Here is a 13,499-nt window from a genome sequence, read left to right as displayed (position 1 = left end):
TACTGCCTTTGTTACAGCCAAATCATAAACGCGATACACAAAGCAAACATCAGGATGGCAGCGATCCAGTCCGTCCTTTCAAAGTGCAGTACCTTCATACGCGTCCTGCCCTCGCCGCCGTGGTAACAGCGGCTTTCCATGGCCATGGCAAGCTCGTCCGCCCTTTTGAAAGCGCCCACAAACAACGGCACCAAAAGCGGGATCATGTTTTTCGCCTTTTTCAGCAGGTTACCGCTGTCAAATTCCGCGCCGCGCGCTGTCTGCGCTTTCATGATGCGATCCGTTTCATCCACCAGCGTGGGGATAAAGCGCATCGCGATGCTCATCATCATCGCCATTTCGTGCACAGGGAATTTGATTTTTTTCAGCGGCCCGAGCAGGCTTTCCAGCCCGTCCGTAAGCTGCATGGGCGACGTTGTAAGCGTCAGCAGGCTGGTCGCAAAAATCAGCAGGATCAGCCGGATGGAGATAAATATCGCTTTTTCAATGCCGTCTGTCGATATTTTGACGATCCCCCACTGCCAGAGGATATGCGAAGGATCCTGCGGCGCAAAAAACAGGATATTCAATACGAATGTAAAAATAATGATAAACAAAAGCGGGCGTATGCTCCGCAATATGGTTCGCATACCGACCTTTGAGAGCACGGTAATCACGATAAATAAAACGCCAAGCGCCAAAAAACCCCACCAGTCCCGTACCACAAATACGGCGACCAGGAACAAAAGCGCGATTATGATTTTCATGCGCGGGTCCAGTCTGTGGACAATGGTATTGCCCGGGAAGTACTGGCCCAAGGTTATGTTTTTGATCATCTGCCGTCCTCTTTATAATGTGTTGCGATAAAGTCGACCAGTTCATCCCTGGTAATGATGTCGTCCGGGATATCCCACCCGCACTGCTTCAAAAGGTAAGCCGCCTGCCGCGCCTCGCTCGCGTCCAAGCCGACAGCCCGGAGCTTCCCGATATCCGCAAAGACTTCCTTTGGCGTACCGTCCATATAGACCGCTCCGTGATCCATGGCAATGATGCGCGTCGCGTAATCCGCGAGTCCATCCATATTGTGCGAAATCATGACGATGGTCGTGCCCTGCGCGTTGAGCCTGCGCACGAGCTGCATGAACTGTTCCCTGCCGATGGGATCGAGCCCGGCGATCGGCTCGTCCAGAATCAGGATACGCGGTTTCGTCGCCAGCACGCCCGCGATCGCTACCTTGCGCTTCTGTCCGCCCGACAAATCAAACGGCGATACGTCGCGTATTTTTTCCGGGTCAAAGTCCATCAACTTAAGGGCGTCGTCCACGCACTTCCTGACATCTTCTTCGTCCATGCCCGCCTTGTGCGGGCCAAAGGCCACGTCCTTGCCCACCGTTTCCTCAAACAGCTGGTATTCAGGATACTGGAATACCACGCCCAGCGTACTGCGCAGCTTTTTACGGTCGTAGCCGGAGGCATTGATATCTTCCCCGTCTACTTCCACGACTCCTTCAGAGGGCGTCAGGAGCCCTGCCATCTGTTGGATCAGCGTCGACTTGCCACAACCCGTATGTCCGATGATCCCCACGAATTCCCCGTCTTCAATACGCAAACTGATGTCTTTTAAAGCTCGCACCTCAAAGGGCGAGCCCGGCATATAAGAGTAGCCTAGATTTTTCAATTCTACCGGCATAAGGCCTCCACCAATTCTTCGAGTGTCACCGGGCACTGACCGATATCCATCCCTTTTTCCTTCAGCTCCTGATACACCTGCGTTGCCAGCGGCGGCAGCAGCCCGGCTTCATCCAGCTTATCCTGATGGGAAAACACCTCACGCGGCGTTCCTTCGTCCGTAATCCTTCCGTCCGTCATGATAAATACCCTGTCCGCTTCGGAAGCCTCTTCCATATAATGCGTAATGAGCACGACGGATTTCCCCTGTTCTTTGTTTAAAAAACGGATGGTATCCATGACTTCGCGCCTGCCCTGCGGGTCAAGCATGGCGGTCGGTTCGTCAAACACGATCACATCCGGGTGCATGGCCAGCACGCCCGCGATAGCGATCCGCTGTTTCTGCCCGCCGGAAAGCATGTGCGGCGCCCGCTTTTCAAACCCGCGCATACCGACCGCGCCCAGCGCTTCGTATACGCGGGGGGCGATCTCTTTTTGCGGTACGCCCAGGTTTTCCGGCCCGAAAGCAACGTCTTCCTCCACGATCGTCGAAACGATCTGGTTGTCCGGGTTCTGGAACACCATTCCCGCATGGCTGCGGATCTCCCAGAGGTTCTCTTCATTTTCCACATCGAGCCCCACCACAAGGAGCCTGCCCTCCTGCGCACGCAGCAGCACATTGATATGTTTGGCAAACGTCGATTTTCCGCTGCCGTTATGCCCGAGCACCGCAACAAATTCGCCCTGCCCTACCGTAAGGGAAATGCCATTGAGTGCAAATTTTGCCGGCTTTGGCGTTTCCCCCTCACCGGCTTCCGGCACGGGATAGGCATATCTTAAATTTTCCGCTTCGATCACGTTTTGCATAAATACATTTCCTGATAACAGAAAGAAGGAACAGCAGTGATTTCGCCCGTTCCTCCCCTTTTCATTCCCTGTTAAAACCGCGCGATGCCGTTATACCAATTCGAGGATAACAACTTCAGCCGCGTCTCCGCGTCTCGGTCCTTTTTTGATAATGCGCGAATATCCGCCGCCCTGTCCCTTGTCCTTTGCACGCTGCGCATATTTGGGCGCAACTTCGCGGAACAATTTCTCGATCACCGGGCTTTTCACATCGCCTGTGCGCTTTTTGTAGTCGTATTTGCTTTCCTTTTCCTGCTTTGCTTCCGGGAAATCATACAGATACTTCATCAAAATACGTCTTGTAGCGAGCTTTTCCGGGGAATCGTTCGTGATTTTCGTCTTGCTGCCGTCCACCGTTTTTTCCACTTCGACCGTATTGTCGTATACGTGGATCGCTTTTGTGATCAGCTTTTCAGCGATTCTCTGCGTTTCTTTCGCACGCATCATCGTTGTTTCTATCCTGCCGTTCCAGATGAGGGACGTAACGAGCCCCCTGAGCATCGCTCTTCTCTGGTCAGACGGTCTGCCTAATTTTCTCATAGCGTTCTAAAACCTCCGTTAATGTCCGAAATCAATCGTCTTTGCGCAGGCTAAGCCCCAGCGCTTCAAGCTTCTGCTCTACTTCCTCCAACGACTTCTTGCCCAGGTTACGCACCTTCATCATCTCTTCTTCGTTACGCATAATGAGTTCTTCTACGGTGTTGATGCCCGCGCGCTTCAAGCAGTTGTATGAACGTACCGAAAGATCCAGTTCCTCGATCGTGATCTCCAGGATCTTCTCTTTTTTGTCCTCTTCCTTTTCGACCATGATCTCCACATCGCTCACGTGATCTGTCAGATTGATGAACTGTGAGAGGTATTCACTCATGATCTTCGCAGCAAGGGAAATCGCCTCGTCCGCATTCGTACTGCCGTTTGTCCATACTTCGATGGTCAGCTTGTCAAAGTCGGTAATCTGTCCCACACGCGTGTTTTCCACCGCGAAATTGACCTTCGTTACCGGTGTAAACAGCGAATCAATCGGGATTTCGCCAATGGGCATGTTTGCTTCTTTGTTCTTGTCGGCAAGCACATAGCCCCTGCCCTTCGCGATCATGATCTCCATGTAGAGATTCGCTGTTTTGTCGATCGTTGCAATATGCAAATCCGGATTGATGATTTCCACATCAGAATCCGTTTCGATATCGGCCGCAGTTACGTCCTTGGGGCCTTTTGCGTTGATGATCAGCTTTTTGGGCTCATCCGTGTACATCTTTGCACACAAGCCTTTTAAGTTGAGCACAATGTTTGTAACGTCTTCGTGCACGCCTTCGATCGTCGAAAATTCGTGCAGGACGCCGTCTATCTTTACGCTTGTTACCGCAACACCGGGCAGGGACGAGAGCAGAATACGGCGCAGGGAATTTCCCAGCGTTGTGCCAAACCCTCTTTCCAGAGGCTCCATCACGAATTTGCCGTACTTCTTATCTTCACTCATCTCGGTACATTCGATGTTTGGTCTTTCTATTTCAAGCATATTGTAACCTCCTTCTAAATAGGATATCCATAAAGGGAGTACGCCTATTATTTAGAATACAACTCAACAATCAAGTGCTCCTCGATCGTAAGGTCGATGTCGTCTCTCTCCGGAATTGCGACAACTTTGCCTGCAAGCGTTGCGGTATCGAACTCAAGCCACTTCGGCACGCCTTTGCCGCCCTCTTCTTTGATTGCTTTGAAGTATTCGCTCGAAGCGGATTTGCCCGCGACAGCGATCTGGTCGCCGGCTTCCACAATGTAAGAAGGAATATCCACTTTTTTGCCGTTTACCAGCACATGTCCGTGCATAACGAGCTGGCGCGCGTGCGCACGGCTGTCGCCGATCCCTAAACGGAACGCCACGTTATCAAGGCGTCTTTCCAAAAGCTGAAGCAGGTTCTCACCGGCTTTGCCCTTCATCTTTGCAGCAATATCAAAATATTTCCTAAACTGGCTTTCCAAAATACCGTAAGCGCGTTTTACTTTCTGTTTTTCCCTAAGCTGTGTGCCATATTCAGACATCTTACCGTGCCTGCCTGCTCCGTGCTGTCCGGGAGCGTTGGGGCGAAGCGTAAAAGCGCATTTCTGGGAATAGCACCTGTCGCCCTTCAAAAAGAGCTTTGCGCCTTCCCGGCGGCATAAGCGGCAAACCGGTCCTGTATATCTAGCCATAATACGTTACCTCCTTATACCCTTCTGCGTTTCGGCGGACGGCATCCGTTATGCGGGATGGGCGTCACGTCTTTGATCAGCGTTACTTCAAGACCTGCAGTCTGCAGCGCACGGATCGCGGCTTCTCTTCCGGAGCCCGGCCCTTTTACGAATACTTCTACAAACTTAAGGCCATGCTCCATCGCAGCCCTTGCAGCTGTTTCGGAAGCAACCTGAGCAGCAAAAGGAGTGCTCTTTTTAGAACCGCGGAAGCCCATTGCCCCGGAGCTCGACTGGGAAAGAGCGTTCCCCTGCATATCTGTCATCGTTACAATCGTGTTGTTAAAGGAAGAACGAATATGCGCCTGGCCTTTTTCAATGTTCTTCTTTTCTCTGCGTCTTCTGGACACTTTTTTCTTAGGTGCAGCCATTTTCTAATTCCTCCTTACTTCTTTTTACCAGCAACCGTACGCTTGGGTCCTTTGCGCGTACGAGCATTCTGCTTCGTACTCTGACCGCGTACAGGCAGGCCTTTTCTATGACGGATGCCGCGATAGCAACCGATTTCCATCAGGCGTTTGATATTTAAAGAGACTTCTCTTCTCAAGTCGCCTTCTACTTTAAGGTTTTTGTCGATATAATCCCTGATTTTTGCCAGATCGTTTTCATCCAGATCTTTGACTCTGATATCGGGATTCACTTTTGTCGCGGACAAAATCTGCTGCGAGGTCTTAAGGCCGATCCCATAGATATAGGTAAGGCCGATCTCAACGCGTTTGTCCCTGGGCAAGTCTATGCCAGCAATACGTGCCATACTTTCTTAAACACCTCCGTGAATACTATAAGCGGGGTTTACCGCCCGCTGCCTTTGCATTTTTACAGCATATGTCAGTCATTCTAACATATTCCTTCAGATATATAAAGCTTATACGAAATCTGCGCGCGGTGTGCGCAGACCAGCCGCCGTACAAACAGTATTAACTCTTTGGGGTCAGCCCTGTCTCTGTTTATGCTTAACGTTCGGGCAGATCACCATGACTTTACCTTTTCTCTTAATGATCTTGCATTTTTCGCAAATGGGTTTTACCGATGGTCTTACTTTCATCTTAAAAGCCTCCTTTTAATAATCGTTTCTGATACGATAACACAATGCGGCTTAGGCCTTGCCGCGCCATGTGATCCTGCCTCTGGTGAGGTCATAGGGTGAGAGTTCTACCGTCACCTTGTCCCCGGGCAAAATACGGATGTAATGCATGCGCAATTTACCGGAAATATGTGCCAGTACTTTGTGTCCGTTTTCAAGCTCTACTTCAAATGAAGCGTTCGGATAGGTATCAGTGACCGTTCCTTCCACTTCGATTACGTCGCTTTTAGACAAATTTACTCCTCCTTCTGTGGCTTCAGCGCACCGATCAGTGCGCTTCTCAGTTCTACGTCAAACACCTTTTTGCCCTGCTCCAGCTTCTCCCTTAGGTTCTCCAGAAAAAGCGGGGTGGCTTCCAGATGCTTCAGCTTCTTTTTCTTTGGCTTACTCAATTTTCTCAAAGTCCCGTTCGCGACTTCCACATACTGGCCGTCAAGAACCGCCGTTACCATAAACGCCGTTCCCGCATCCCTGCCTGCTTTTGAAATCACGACACGGCCGACTTCTACAGGATAATTACTCAATGCTCTTTCCCTGTCTCTTACGGCGCTGTCAGAAGCTCCGGCCCGTTTGCCGTGATCGCGACCGTATTTTCATAATGGGCCGCGAGGCTCCCGTCCGCCGTTTTCACCAGCCATCCGTCGTCCATCCAGCGAACGTTATCCTTCCCCAAGGTCACCATCGGTTCGATGGCGAATACCATGCCTTCCCTAAGGCGCGGGTTTGCTCCCTTGAAGGAAAAATTCGGGATGTCCGGCGCTTCGTGCATCTCCCGGCCGATCCCATGCCCGACGAGCTCTTTGACCACGCCCATCCTGTGCGCGCGGATCACCTGCTCGATGCTGGAACTGATATCGTTTAAGCGGTTGCCCACGCAGGCCTTATTCATGCCTGCGTAAAAACTTTCCCGCGTGATCTTTATGAGATGCTCCGCTTCCTTCGTGATCTCGCCGACCCCGACTGTGCGCGCCATATCCGACTGCCAGCCCGCAAGGATCGCACCCATATCGATGCTCAGGATATCGCCGTCCCGAAGGACTTCCTTATCCGAGGGGATCCCGTGTACGACCCCGTCGTTTAACGAGCTGCAAATGCTCCCCGGAAAACCGTTATATCCCTTAAACGAAGGCACGGCCCCCGCGTCGGTGATGTATTGCTCCGCGATGCGGTCAAGCTCCTTTGTCGTAACTCCCGGCTTTACATGCCTTAGCAGCTCTTCCATACATGCATACAGCAGCCTGCCGGAGTCACGCATCAGGGCGATCTCATGCGCTGTTTTAATGTTGATCATATTTTTTCAGTATTCAGTATATCGATGATGTATGCTGCCTCTTCCTCGATCGGCATCGTAGCGTCTACATTGCTCACGATCCCGCGCTGCGCGTAGAAATCGATGAGCGGCTGTGTCTGCTCTTCATAAACACGGAACCGTTCACGTACCGTCTGCTCGTTGTCGTCCGGACGTATGACCAGCTTTCCGCCGCACTTGCTGCAATCGCTTGCCGCATGCGTTTTCACGCTGTACACACAGCCGCACTGTTCGCACACACGGCGGGCAATGACCCGGTTCACGATCACCTGTACGTCGACCTCCAGGTTGATGACCGCGTCGATCGCCGTCAAGGAATCGAGCGCCTCTGCCTGCGCGACCGTCCGCGGGAACCCGTCAAGCAGCACGCCGCCTTTGGCGTCGTCCTGTTTAAAGCGTTCGCGCATCATGTCGATGATCACGCTGTCCGGTACGAGCGCGCCCTTGTCGATATACGACTTCGCAAGCCCTCCGAGCTCGCTGCCGGCCTTGATTTCCGCACGCAGGATATCCCCTGTGGAGATATGCGCCAGCTTCATTTCTTTTCCGACTCTCTCCGCCATCGTACCTTTGCCCGATCCGGGAGGCCCCAGGAAAATTATATTCATACTAAGTTGCGCTCCTTACAGTCGCTTCACGGGCGGAAGTTGCACTTCCCCCGCGTGTCCCCTTTGCTCAAGGATATTTCGCTGCGCGTTCCCGCTTGCAAAACCGATCTGTTTCTGACGATCGTACCTCGATCAAGCGTGCCCCACTCCTTAGCTCAGGAAGCCTTTGTAGTGCCTCATCATCATCTGGGATTCCAACTGCTTCGTCGTTTCCAGCGCCACGCTGACCATGATCAGCACGCTGGTCGCACCGAATACGCTCGCAACCCCTGTCATAAAGGTGAAGAACGTCGGTACCGCCGCTACGAGCGCCAGGAATACCGCGCCGAAAAGCGTGATACGCGAGAGGATCTTCGCCAGGTAATCGGACGTGGGTTTGCCCGGCCTGATACCCGGAATAAATCCGCCGTTTTGCTGCAGGTTCTTCGATACGTCCACCGGATTAAAAGCAATCTGGGAATAGAAGTAGGAGAAGAACAAGATCAGCAGCGCATAAACGATACCGTAGAGGATCGTCCCCGGGCCGGCGTACAGCCGGTACCATGCATAAAATCCGCTGTCCGGCCAGAACTGGCCGATCATGCCCGGAAGCATGAGGATCGTAATCGCAAAAATCAGGGGCATAACGCCGCTCTGGTTGACCTTCATCGGAATGTGCGTGCTTTGTCCGCCGTACATCTTCCGTCCGACTACGCGTTTTGCATACTGCACCGGGATGCGGCGTTCGCCGAGATCCACGAATGTGATACCCAAAACGATGAGGAATGCAAGCCCGATCACCAGCACAAACATCCAGATATTGATGCTGCCGTTTCCTACGCCTTCCAGCATTGTCATAAGCATGCTCGGCATGCCGGATACGATCGAGATAAAGATCAGCAGCGAAATCCCGTTGCCGATCCCTTTTTCCGTAATACGCTCGCCGATCCACATAATCAGCGCCGTTCCTGCCGTCAGGCAGAGGATGATCGTAATATACGTAAAGGGCTGTGTATTTTCAACCGCCTGCGGGCCAAGGCCCATGATAATGCCGATGGCCTGTACCAGGCCCAAAATGACGCCAAAGTACCTTGTGATCGAGGCGATCCTTTTCCTGCCGTCTTCTTCCTTCGCCATGCGCTCCAGCTTCGGGATCGCAACCGTCAGCAGGTTCATGATGATGGACGCGTTGATGTACGGCGTAATACCGAGTGCAAAGATGGTCATGTTCGAGAGCGACCCGCCTGAAAACAGGTTCAGGAACCCAAGCACTTCGTACTGGCCGACCTGACTTTGAATGAACCCTATATCAACGCCCGGAATCGGGATGAAAGCACCGATACGGTATACAAGCAACATGAGCAGCGTAAACAGTATCTTCTGCCTGATGTCCGGGATTTTCCATGCATTTGCAATGGTCTTAAACATTATACCACCTCAATACTGCCGCCCGCAGCTGTAATTTTCTGCTCAGCCGTTTTCGTAAACTTTGCAGCCTTTACAGTTAATTTTTTCTTCAGTTCGCCGTTTCCAAGAATCTTTAATCCGTCGCTGGCTTTGGAAACCAGGCCGCTATTAAGCAGAATCTCAAAATCGACAACCGCTCCGTCGTCAAATTTTTCAAGAGCCGCCACGTTGATCGTCGCATACTCTTTTGCAAATATATTCGTGAACCCTCTTTTGGGCAAACGTCTTGCAAGGGGCATCTGGCCGCCTTCAAATCCCGGGCGGACACCGCCGCCGCTGCGGGATTTCTGACCCTTCTGGCCTCTCGCGGAAGTTTTACCAATACCGGATCCACATCCTCTGCCTACTCTCTTGGGCGACTTTTTCGCACCCTCAGCAGGAGCAAGTTCATGAAGTTTCATAGGCTTTTCCTCCGTTATTTCGTTTCTTCAACCGATACCAGGTGCTTTACTTTAAAAACCATACCTCTGATCGGTGCGTTGTCCGGCCTCACAACTTCCTGTCCCAATTTGCGAAGACCCAGCGCCTTGACCGTATCTTTCTGGTCCTGCGCGTAACCAATGGGGCTTTTCACGAGTTTAATCTTTAAATTCATTGCTAACCCCTCCTATTATTGAAGCTGGTCAACGCTGATACCGCGCAGACGAGCTACCTGCTCTGCGCTCCGCAGTTCACGAAGACCTTCGATTGTCGCCTTGACACAGTTGATCGGATTGTTGGAGCCCTGCGACTTTGTACGGATATCCTTGATCCCCGCAAGCTCTAAAACCGCACGCGCCGGGCCGCCGGCAATCACGCCGGTACCTTCCGCAGCGGGGAGCAGCAGCACCCTGCCGCGTCCAAATTTACCGATCACCTCGTGGGGAATGGATGTTCCCTTCAAGGATACTGTGATCATATCATGTTTAGCAGCCTGTACCGCTTTGCGGATCGCTTCCGGGATTTCAGCCGCTTTACCCATGCCGACGCCCACGTGACCGTTTTCATCGCCTACGACAACGAGTGCCGAGAAACGCATATTGCGGCCGCCCTTAACGGTTTTCGCAACACGGTTGATGGATACTAATTTTTCTTTTAAATCGAGAGCACCTGCATCGATTGCTTTATCTTTCTGCAATTTCTCCGTACCTCCTTATTAAAACTTGAGGCCGGCAGCTCTCGCGCCTTCGGCCACCTGAGCTACTCTGCCAGTATAGAGATAACCGCCGCGGTCAAACACGACCTCGCTGATGCCTTTGGCGCTTGCGCGCTTTGCTGCAAGTTCGCCCACCATCTTAGCGGCCTCTGATTTCGTTGCTTCGGCAAGCTTGCCCTTGAGCTCAGCATCCATCGTGGAAGCGGAACAAAGCGTGTTGCCTGCTACGTCGTCGATAAACTGTACATAGATGTTGTTTAAACTCCTGTATACATTCATTCTCGGACGGTCTGCCGTACCCGAAATCTTATTACGGATTCTCTCGTGACGTGCTTTTCTAATTTTGTTTCTGTCTTTTTTATTAATCATTTGCTCATCACCCTCCGTTACATACCTGTCTTACCGACTTTGCGGCGGATATATTCGCCCTGATACTTGATGCCCTTACCCTTGTAGGGTTCCGGCGGCCTTAAGGTGCGGATATTCGCTGCACACTGCCCAACATGCTGCTTGTTGATCCCCTTGATGATGACCGTGTTGGGGTTGGGTACTTCAAAAGTGATGCCCGCAGGCGCCTCCACTTCCACCGGATGGGAATACCCCAGCCCGAATACAAGCTTTGTACCCGAAAGCTGCACCCTGTAACCGACGCCGACGATCTCCAGTGTTTTGGAGAATCCTTCGGATACGCCCGTTACCATGTTCTGCAGGAGTGCACGCGTAAGCCCGTGCAGCGCCCTTGACTGCTTTGTGTCGTCGGCGCGTGTCACGATCAGCTGCTCGCCTTCCTGCGAAATTGTCATTTTCTTATCGAATTTCGATTTTAATTCGCCGTTCTTGCCTTTTACGGTTACCTCGCCGTCCGCCTGCGAAACGGTTACGCCGGAAGGTAAATCGATAGGCAGTTTTCCTATTCTCGACATTTGTCTATCCTCCCACTACCAGATGTAGGCGATTACTTCTCCGCCGACCGCATCGCGGCGCGCCTGCGCGTCCGTGATCACGCCCTTGGACGTAGAAATAATAGCGATACCAAGTCCGTTCAAGACGCGCGGCACCTTGTCGTGTCTTGCATAAACGCGCAGACCGGGCTTGGAGATTTTCTTCAGCCCCGTGATGACTTTTTCGCCATTCGGGCCGTATTTTAGTTTAATTCTCAGCGTGCCCTGCACGCCGTCATCTATAAATTCGCAGCCTTTGATATAGCCTTCTTCAAGCAAAATCTGCCCGATTGCTTTTTTCATGTTGGAAGCGGGTACGTCCACCGTATCGTGCTTCGCGATGAGGCCATTGCGGATGCGTGTTAGCATATCTGCTACAGAATCTGTAACCGGCATGTGTTTTCCTCCTTTACCTTCCTAAAGATTACCAGCTTGCTTTTTTGACACCGGGAATCTGTCCACGGTATGCAAGCTCGCGAAAGCAAACACGGCAAATACCGTATTTTTTCAACACAGAGTGAGGTCTCCCGCAAATACGGCATCTCGTGTAATTGCGCGTAGAGAATTTGGAACCTCTCTGCTGTTTTATGATCATGCTTTTCTTCGCCATTGTTCTCCTCCTTAGTGAGCAAACGGCATACCCATCTGGGTAAGCAGTTCCCTAGCTTCTTCGTCCGTACCCGCCGTGGTCACCACGATGATGTCCATGCCGCGGATCGCGTCCACCTTATCGTACTCGATTTCGGGGAACACGAGCTGTTCTTTGAAGCCCATTGCGAAATTACCTCTGCCGTCAAAAGATTTCGGAGAAAGACCACGGAAATCACGAACGCGCGGGATCGCGATGCTGATCAGCTTATCGATGAATTCGTACATCCGGTCGCCCCTAAGCGTCACTTTTGCACCGATCTTCATTCCCTCGCGAAGCTTAAAGTTCGCGACGGATTTCTTCGCCGTCGTAATGACCGGTCTCTGGCCGGAAATGGTCGTCAGGTCATCCACTGCGGAGTCAAGGACCTTCGGGTTATCTTTTGCTTCTCCAAGCCCTAAGTTGATCACAACTTTTTCGAGTTTGGGAACCTGATTGATGTTTTTGTACTCAAATTTCTGCATCATAGCGGGAACGATATCCGCTTTGTATGTATCTTTTAATCTAGGCATATCAGATAAAACCTCCCTTCACTCTACAGCTGCGCGCCGCATTTTTTGCAAACGCGGACTTTTTCGCCGTTTTTAATTTCGTGCCCGACCCTTGTGGCTTTGGAGCACTTCGGGCAAACGACCATTACGTTGGAAGCGTCGATCGGGCCTTCCTGCTTGATGATCCCGCCCGGCGTGGTCTGGTTTTTCGGCTTTTTATGCTTGGTGAGCATATTGACCTTTTCCAAAATCACGCGGTTTTTGTCGGGAATCACGCGAAGCACCTTTGCTTCCTTGCCTTTTTCCTTGCCGGAGATGACAACCGCCGTATCGCCTTTTTTGATATTCAGTGTATTCATGCGCCCATCCCTCCTTACAGAACTTCAGGGGCAAGCGATACGATCTTCATATAATCGCGGTCGCGAAGCTCCCTTGCAACAGGCCCGAAGATACGGGTTCCTCTCGGCTGCTTATTGGCATCAATAATCACTGCTGCATTTTCGTCAAATTTTATGTGAGAACCGTCCGGTCTTCTCGCTCCGCTGACGGAACGGACGATGACGGCCTTTACCACGTCTTTTTTCTTTACAACGCCGCCCGGTGTCGCTGTCTTCACAGATGCAATGATCACATCGCCGATGTTGGCTGTTTTCTTAACACTGCCGCCCATCACACGGATGCATTGGATCACTTTTGCGCCTGAATTGTCTGCAACCTTTAAGCGTGTCTCTGGCTGTATCATTCTGACTCCTCCTTAATTAAGAGAAAAGCTTATTTCGCCTTTTCTATAATCTGAACCAATCTCCATCTCTTGTCTTTTGAAAGCGGTCTCGTCTCCATCACACGCACCGTGTCGCCGATGCCGCACTCGTTGTTTTCATCGTGTGCTTTCAGCTTGTTGGTGTAGTTGATGGTCTTTCCATACAAGGGATGCGTTTTTCTGCTCTTTATCGCAACGACAATCGTCTTGTCCATTTTGTCGCTTACTACCGTACCGATTCTCTCTTTACGGTAACCTCTTGTCTCTTCACTCATTGAAGACGTCCTCCTTAAC

At 51.6% G+C, this 13,499-nt stretch carries 25 protein-coding genes; all 25 read right to left on the bottom strand.

Going from position 1 to position 13,499, the window contains the following annotated elements; translation table 11 throughout:
• Positions 1 to 11 precede the first annotated feature (11 nt).
• On the bottom strand, positions 12 to 815 hold the full coding sequence (locus tag BN6471_RS04315) for an energy-coupling factor transporter transmembrane component T family protein (protein ID WP_066645877.1): 804 nt from the start codon (positions 813 to 815) through the stop codon (positions 12 to 14).
• Positions 812 to 1,669 (bottom strand): energy-coupling factor transporter ATPase, encoded by an 858-nt coding sequence (locus BN6471_RS04310; protein WP_066645875.1) that lies wholly within the window; start codon positions 1,667 to 1,669, stop codon positions 812 to 814. The genes BN6471_RS04315 and BN6471_RS04310 overlap by 4 nt, the downstream gene beginning before the upstream one ends.
• Positions 1,660 to 2,514 carry an energy-coupling factor transporter ATPase gene (locus BN6471_RS04305; protein WP_082903335.1) on the bottom strand — a complete coding sequence of 285 codons (855 nt, stop codon included), beginning with the start codon at positions 2,512 to 2,514 and terminating at the stop codon, positions 1,660 to 1,662. Before BN6471_RS04305 ends, BN6471_RS04310 begins: the two co-directional genes overlap by 10 nt.
• Before the next feature lie 90 nt (positions 2,515 to 2,604).
• Entirely contained in the window at positions 2,605 to 3,093 is a 489-nt protein-coding gene (gene rplQ / locus BN6471_RS04300; protein WP_066645873.1) for a 50S ribosomal protein L17, read from the bottom strand.
• Between the two features lie 31 nt (positions 3,094 to 3,124).
• On the bottom strand, positions 3,125 to 4,069 hold the full coding sequence (locus tag BN6471_RS04295) for a DNA-directed RNA polymerase subunit alpha (RefSeq protein WP_066645870.1): 945 nt from the start codon (positions 4,067 to 4,069) through the stop codon (positions 3,125 to 3,127).
• Between the two features lie 47 nt (positions 4,070 to 4,116).
• Positions 4,117 to 4,743, bottom strand: coding sequence for a 30S ribosomal protein S4 (gene rpsD / locus BN6471_RS04290; RefSeq protein WP_066645868.1), 627 nt, complete (start codon positions 4,741 to 4,743; stop codon positions 4,117 to 4,119).
• A 14-nt stretch (positions 4,744 to 4,757) separates the two neighbouring features.
• A complete protein-coding gene (gene rpsK, locus BN6471_RS04285; protein ID WP_066645866.1) occupies positions 4,758 to 5,153 on the bottom strand; it encodes a 30S ribosomal protein S11 in 396 nt (131 codons plus the stop codon).
• A 14-nt stretch (positions 5,154 to 5,167) separates the two neighbouring features.
• Positions 5,168 to 5,536, bottom strand: coding sequence for a 30S ribosomal protein S13 (rpsM, locus tag BN6471_RS04280; RefSeq protein WP_066645864.1), 369 nt, complete (start codon positions 5,534 to 5,536; stop codon positions 5,168 to 5,170).
• 177 nt (positions 5,537 to 5,713) lie between these two features.
• Positions 5,714 to 5,827 carry a 50S ribosomal protein L36 gene (rpmJ, locus tag BN6471_RS04275; protein WP_066645862.1) on the bottom strand — a complete coding sequence of 38 codons (114 nt, stop codon included), beginning with the start codon at positions 5,825 to 5,827 and terminating at the stop codon, positions 5,714 to 5,716.
• A 51-nt stretch (positions 5,828 to 5,878) separates the two neighbouring features.
• Positions 5,879 to 6,100: a translation initiation factor IF-1 gene (gene infA / locus BN6471_RS04270; RefSeq protein WP_046444729.1), complete on the bottom strand. Its 222-nt coding sequence runs from the start codon at positions 6,098 to 6,100 to the stop codon at positions 5,879 to 5,881.
• A gap of 2 nt (positions 6,101 to 6,102) precedes the next feature.
• Positions 6,103 to 6,390, bottom strand: coding sequence for a KOW domain-containing RNA-binding protein (locus BN6471_RS04265; RefSeq protein WP_066645856.1), 288 nt, complete (start codon positions 6,388 to 6,390; stop codon positions 6,103 to 6,105).
• A gap of 17 nt (positions 6,391 to 6,407) precedes the next feature.
• The gene (map, locus tag BN6471_RS04260) at positions 6,408 to 7,157 is read right to left on the bottom strand and encodes a type I methionyl aminopeptidase (protein ID WP_066645854.1); all 750 of its coding nucleotides are present in this window, start codon (positions 7,155 to 7,157) and stop codon (positions 6,408 to 6,410) included.
• Positions 7,154 to 7,783, bottom strand: coding sequence for an adenylate kinase (locus BN6471_RS04255; protein WP_066645853.1), 630 nt, complete (start codon positions 7,781 to 7,783; stop codon positions 7,154 to 7,156). Before BN6471_RS04255 ends, map begins: the two co-directional genes overlap by 4 nt.
• 150 nt (positions 7,784 to 7,933) lie before the next feature.
• On the bottom strand, positions 7,934 to 9,190 hold the full coding sequence (gene secY, locus BN6471_RS04250; RefSeq protein ID WP_066645851.1) for a preprotein translocase subunit SecY: 1,257 nt from the start codon (positions 9,188 to 9,190) through the stop codon (positions 7,934 to 7,936).
• Positions 9,190 to 9,630 (bottom strand): 50S ribosomal protein L15, encoded by a 441-nt coding sequence (rplO, locus tag BN6471_RS04245; protein ID WP_066645849.1) that lies wholly within the window; start codon positions 9,628 to 9,630, stop codon positions 9,190 to 9,192. Before rplO ends, secY begins: the two co-directional genes overlap by 1 nt.
• Positions 9,631 to 9,644: 14 nt before the next feature.
• The gene (gene rpmD, locus BN6471_RS04240; RefSeq protein WP_066645846.1) at positions 9,645 to 9,824 is read right to left on the bottom strand and encodes a 50S ribosomal protein L30; all 180 of its coding nucleotides are present in this window, start codon (positions 9,822 to 9,824) and stop codon (positions 9,645 to 9,647) included.
• Between the two features lie 15 nt (positions 9,825 to 9,839).
• Positions 9,840 to 10,346: a 30S ribosomal protein S5 gene (gene rpsE, locus BN6471_RS04235; RefSeq protein ID WP_066645845.1), complete on the bottom strand. Its 507-nt coding sequence runs from the start codon at positions 10,344 to 10,346 to the stop codon at positions 9,840 to 9,842.
• Positions 10,347 to 10,364: 18 nt separating this feature from the next.
• Positions 10,365 to 10,733: a 50S ribosomal protein L18 gene (rplR, locus tag BN6471_RS04230; RefSeq protein WP_066645843.1), complete on the bottom strand. Its 369-nt coding sequence runs from the start codon at positions 10,731 to 10,733 to the stop codon at positions 10,365 to 10,367.
• Positions 10,734 to 10,750: 17 nt separating this feature from the next.
• Entirely contained in the window at positions 10,751 to 11,287 is a 537-nt protein-coding gene (gene rplF / locus BN6471_RS04225) for a 50S ribosomal protein L6 (protein ID WP_066645841.1), read from the bottom strand.
• A 15-nt stretch (positions 11,288 to 11,302) separates the two neighbouring features.
• Complete coding sequence (gene rpsH, locus BN6471_RS04220; RefSeq protein WP_066645839.1) at positions 11,303 to 11,701, bottom strand: 30S ribosomal protein S8; 399 nt, start codon at positions 11,699 to 11,701, stop codon at positions 11,303 to 11,305.
• Positions 11,702 to 11,729: 28 nt separating this feature from the next.
• Positions 11,730 to 11,915 carry a type Z 30S ribosomal protein S14 gene (locus BN6471_RS12505; RefSeq protein ID WP_074025751.1) on the bottom strand — a complete coding sequence of 62 codons (186 nt, stop codon included), beginning with the start codon at positions 11,913 to 11,915 and terminating at the stop codon, positions 11,730 to 11,732.
• An 11-nt stretch (positions 11,916 to 11,926) separates the two neighbouring features.
• Entirely contained in the window at positions 11,927 to 12,466 is a 540-nt protein-coding gene (gene rplE, locus BN6471_RS04215) for a 50S ribosomal protein L5 (protein ID WP_066645837.1), read from the bottom strand.
• A 23-nt stretch (positions 12,467 to 12,489) separates the two neighbouring features.
• Positions 12,490 to 12,804: a 50S ribosomal protein L24 gene (gene rplX, locus BN6471_RS04210; protein ID WP_066645835.1), complete on the bottom strand. Its 315-nt coding sequence runs from the start codon at positions 12,802 to 12,804 to the stop codon at positions 12,490 to 12,492.
• Between the two features lie 14 nt (positions 12,805 to 12,818).
• Positions 12,819 to 13,187 carry a 50S ribosomal protein L14 gene (rplN, locus tag BN6471_RS04205; RefSeq protein ID WP_066645834.1) on the bottom strand — a complete coding sequence of 123 codons (369 nt, stop codon included), beginning with the start codon at positions 13,185 to 13,187 and terminating at the stop codon, positions 12,819 to 12,821.
• Positions 13,188 to 13,216: 29 nt separating this feature from the next.
• A complete protein-coding gene (gene rpsQ, locus BN6471_RS04200; RefSeq protein WP_066645833.1) occupies positions 13,217 to 13,480 on the bottom strand; it encodes a 30S ribosomal protein S17 in 264 nt (87 codons plus the stop codon).
• Positions 13,481 to 13,499 lie beyond the last annotated feature (19 nt).

It is taken from the genome of Christensenella timonensis (genome assembly GCF_900087015.1).
Classification (GTDB): Bacteria; Bacillota; Clostridia; order Christensenellales; family Christensenellaceae; genus Christensenella; species Christensenella timonensis.
The sequence above is the reverse complement of the archived record's forward strand: the minus strand, read 5'-3'. Positions and strand labels throughout refer to the sequence as shown.

What these genes read in the sequence shown, in the direction of transcription:
- BN6471_RS04315 (WP_066645877.1), bottom strand. Translation starts at nt 815, where the DNA reads ATGATCAAAAACATAACCTTGGGCCAGTACTTCCCGGGCAATACCATT.
- BN6471_RS04310 (WP_066645875.1), bottom strand. Translation starts at nt 1,669, where the DNA reads ATGCCGGTAGAATTGAAAAATCTAGGCTACTCTTATATGCCGGGCTCG.
- BN6471_RS04305 (WP_082903335.1), bottom strand. Translation starts at nt 2,514, where the DNA reads ATGCAAAACGTGATCGAAGCGGAAAATTTAAGATATGCCTATCCCGTG.
- rplQ (WP_066645873.1), bottom strand. Translation starts at nt 3,093, where the DNA reads ATGAGAAAATTAGGCAGACCGTCTGACCAGAGAAGAGCGATGCTCAGG.
- BN6471_RS04295 (WP_066645870.1), bottom strand. Translation starts at nt 4,069, where the DNA reads ATGCTTGAAATAGAAAGACCAAACATCGAATGTACCGAGATGAGTGAA.
- rpsD (WP_066645868.1), bottom strand. Translation starts at nt 4,743, where the DNA reads ATGGCTAGATATACAGGACCGGTTTGCCGCTTATGCCGCCGGGAAGGC.
- rpsK (WP_066645866.1), bottom strand. Translation starts at nt 5,153, where the DNA reads ATGGCTGCACCTAAGAAAAAAGTGTCCAGAAGACGCAGAGAAAAGAAG.
- rpsM (WP_066645864.1), bottom strand. Translation starts at nt 5,536, where the DNA reads ATGGCACGTATTGCTGGCATAGACTTGCCCAGGGACAAACGCGTTGAG.
- rpmJ (WP_066645862.1), bottom strand. Translation starts at nt 5,827, where the DNA reads ATGAAAGTAAGACCATCGGTAAAACCCATTTGCGAAAAATGCAAGATC.
- map (WP_066645854.1), bottom strand. Translation starts at nt 7,157, where the DNA reads ATGATCAACATTAAAACAGCGCATGAGATCGCCCTGATGCGTGACTCC.
- BN6471_RS04255 (WP_066645853.1), bottom strand. Translation starts at nt 7,783, where the DNA reads ATGAATATAATTTTCCTGGGGCCTCCCGGATCGGGCAAAGGTACGATG.
- secY (WP_066645851.1), bottom strand. Translation starts at nt 9,190, where the DNA reads ATGTTTAAGACCATTGCAAATGCATGGAAAATCCCGGACATCAGGCAG.
- rplO (WP_066645849.1), bottom strand. Translation starts at nt 9,630, where the DNA reads ATGAAACTTCATGAACTTGCTCCTGCTGAGGGTGCGAAAAAGTCGCCC.
- rpmD (WP_066645846.1), bottom strand. Translation starts at nt 9,824, where the DNA reads ATGAATTTAAAGATTAAACTCGTGAAAAGCCCCATTGGTTACGCGCAG.
- rplR (WP_066645843.1), bottom strand. Translation starts at nt 10,733, where the DNA reads ATGATTAATAAAAAAGACAGAAACAAAATTAGAAAAGCACGTCACGAG.
- rplF (WP_066645841.1), bottom strand. Translation starts at nt 11,287, where the DNA reads ATGTCGAGAATAGGAAAACTGCCTATCGATTTACCTTCCGGCGTAACC.
- rpsH (WP_066645839.1), bottom strand. Translation starts at nt 11,701, where the DNA reads ATGCCGGTTACAGATTCTGTAGCAGATATGCTAACACGCATCCGCAAT.
- BN6471_RS12505 (WP_074025751.1), bottom strand. Translation starts at nt 11,915, where the DNA reads ATGGCGAAGAAAAGCATGATCATAAAACAGCAGAGAGGTTCCAAATTC.
- rplE (WP_066645837.1), bottom strand. Translation starts at nt 12,466, where the DNA reads ATGCCTAGATTAAAAGATACATACAAAGCGGATATCGTTCCCGCTATG.
- rplX (WP_066645835.1), bottom strand. Translation starts at nt 12,804, where the DNA reads ATGAATACACTGAATATCAAAAAAGGCGATACGGCGGTTGTCATCTCC.
- rplN (WP_066645834.1), bottom strand. Translation starts at nt 13,187, where the DNA reads ATGATACAGCCAGAGACACGCTTAAAGGTTGCAGACAATTCAGGCGCA.
- rpsQ (WP_066645833.1), bottom strand. Translation starts at nt 13,480, where the DNA reads ATGAGTGAAGAGACAAGAGGTTACCGTAAAGAGAGAATCGGTACGGTA.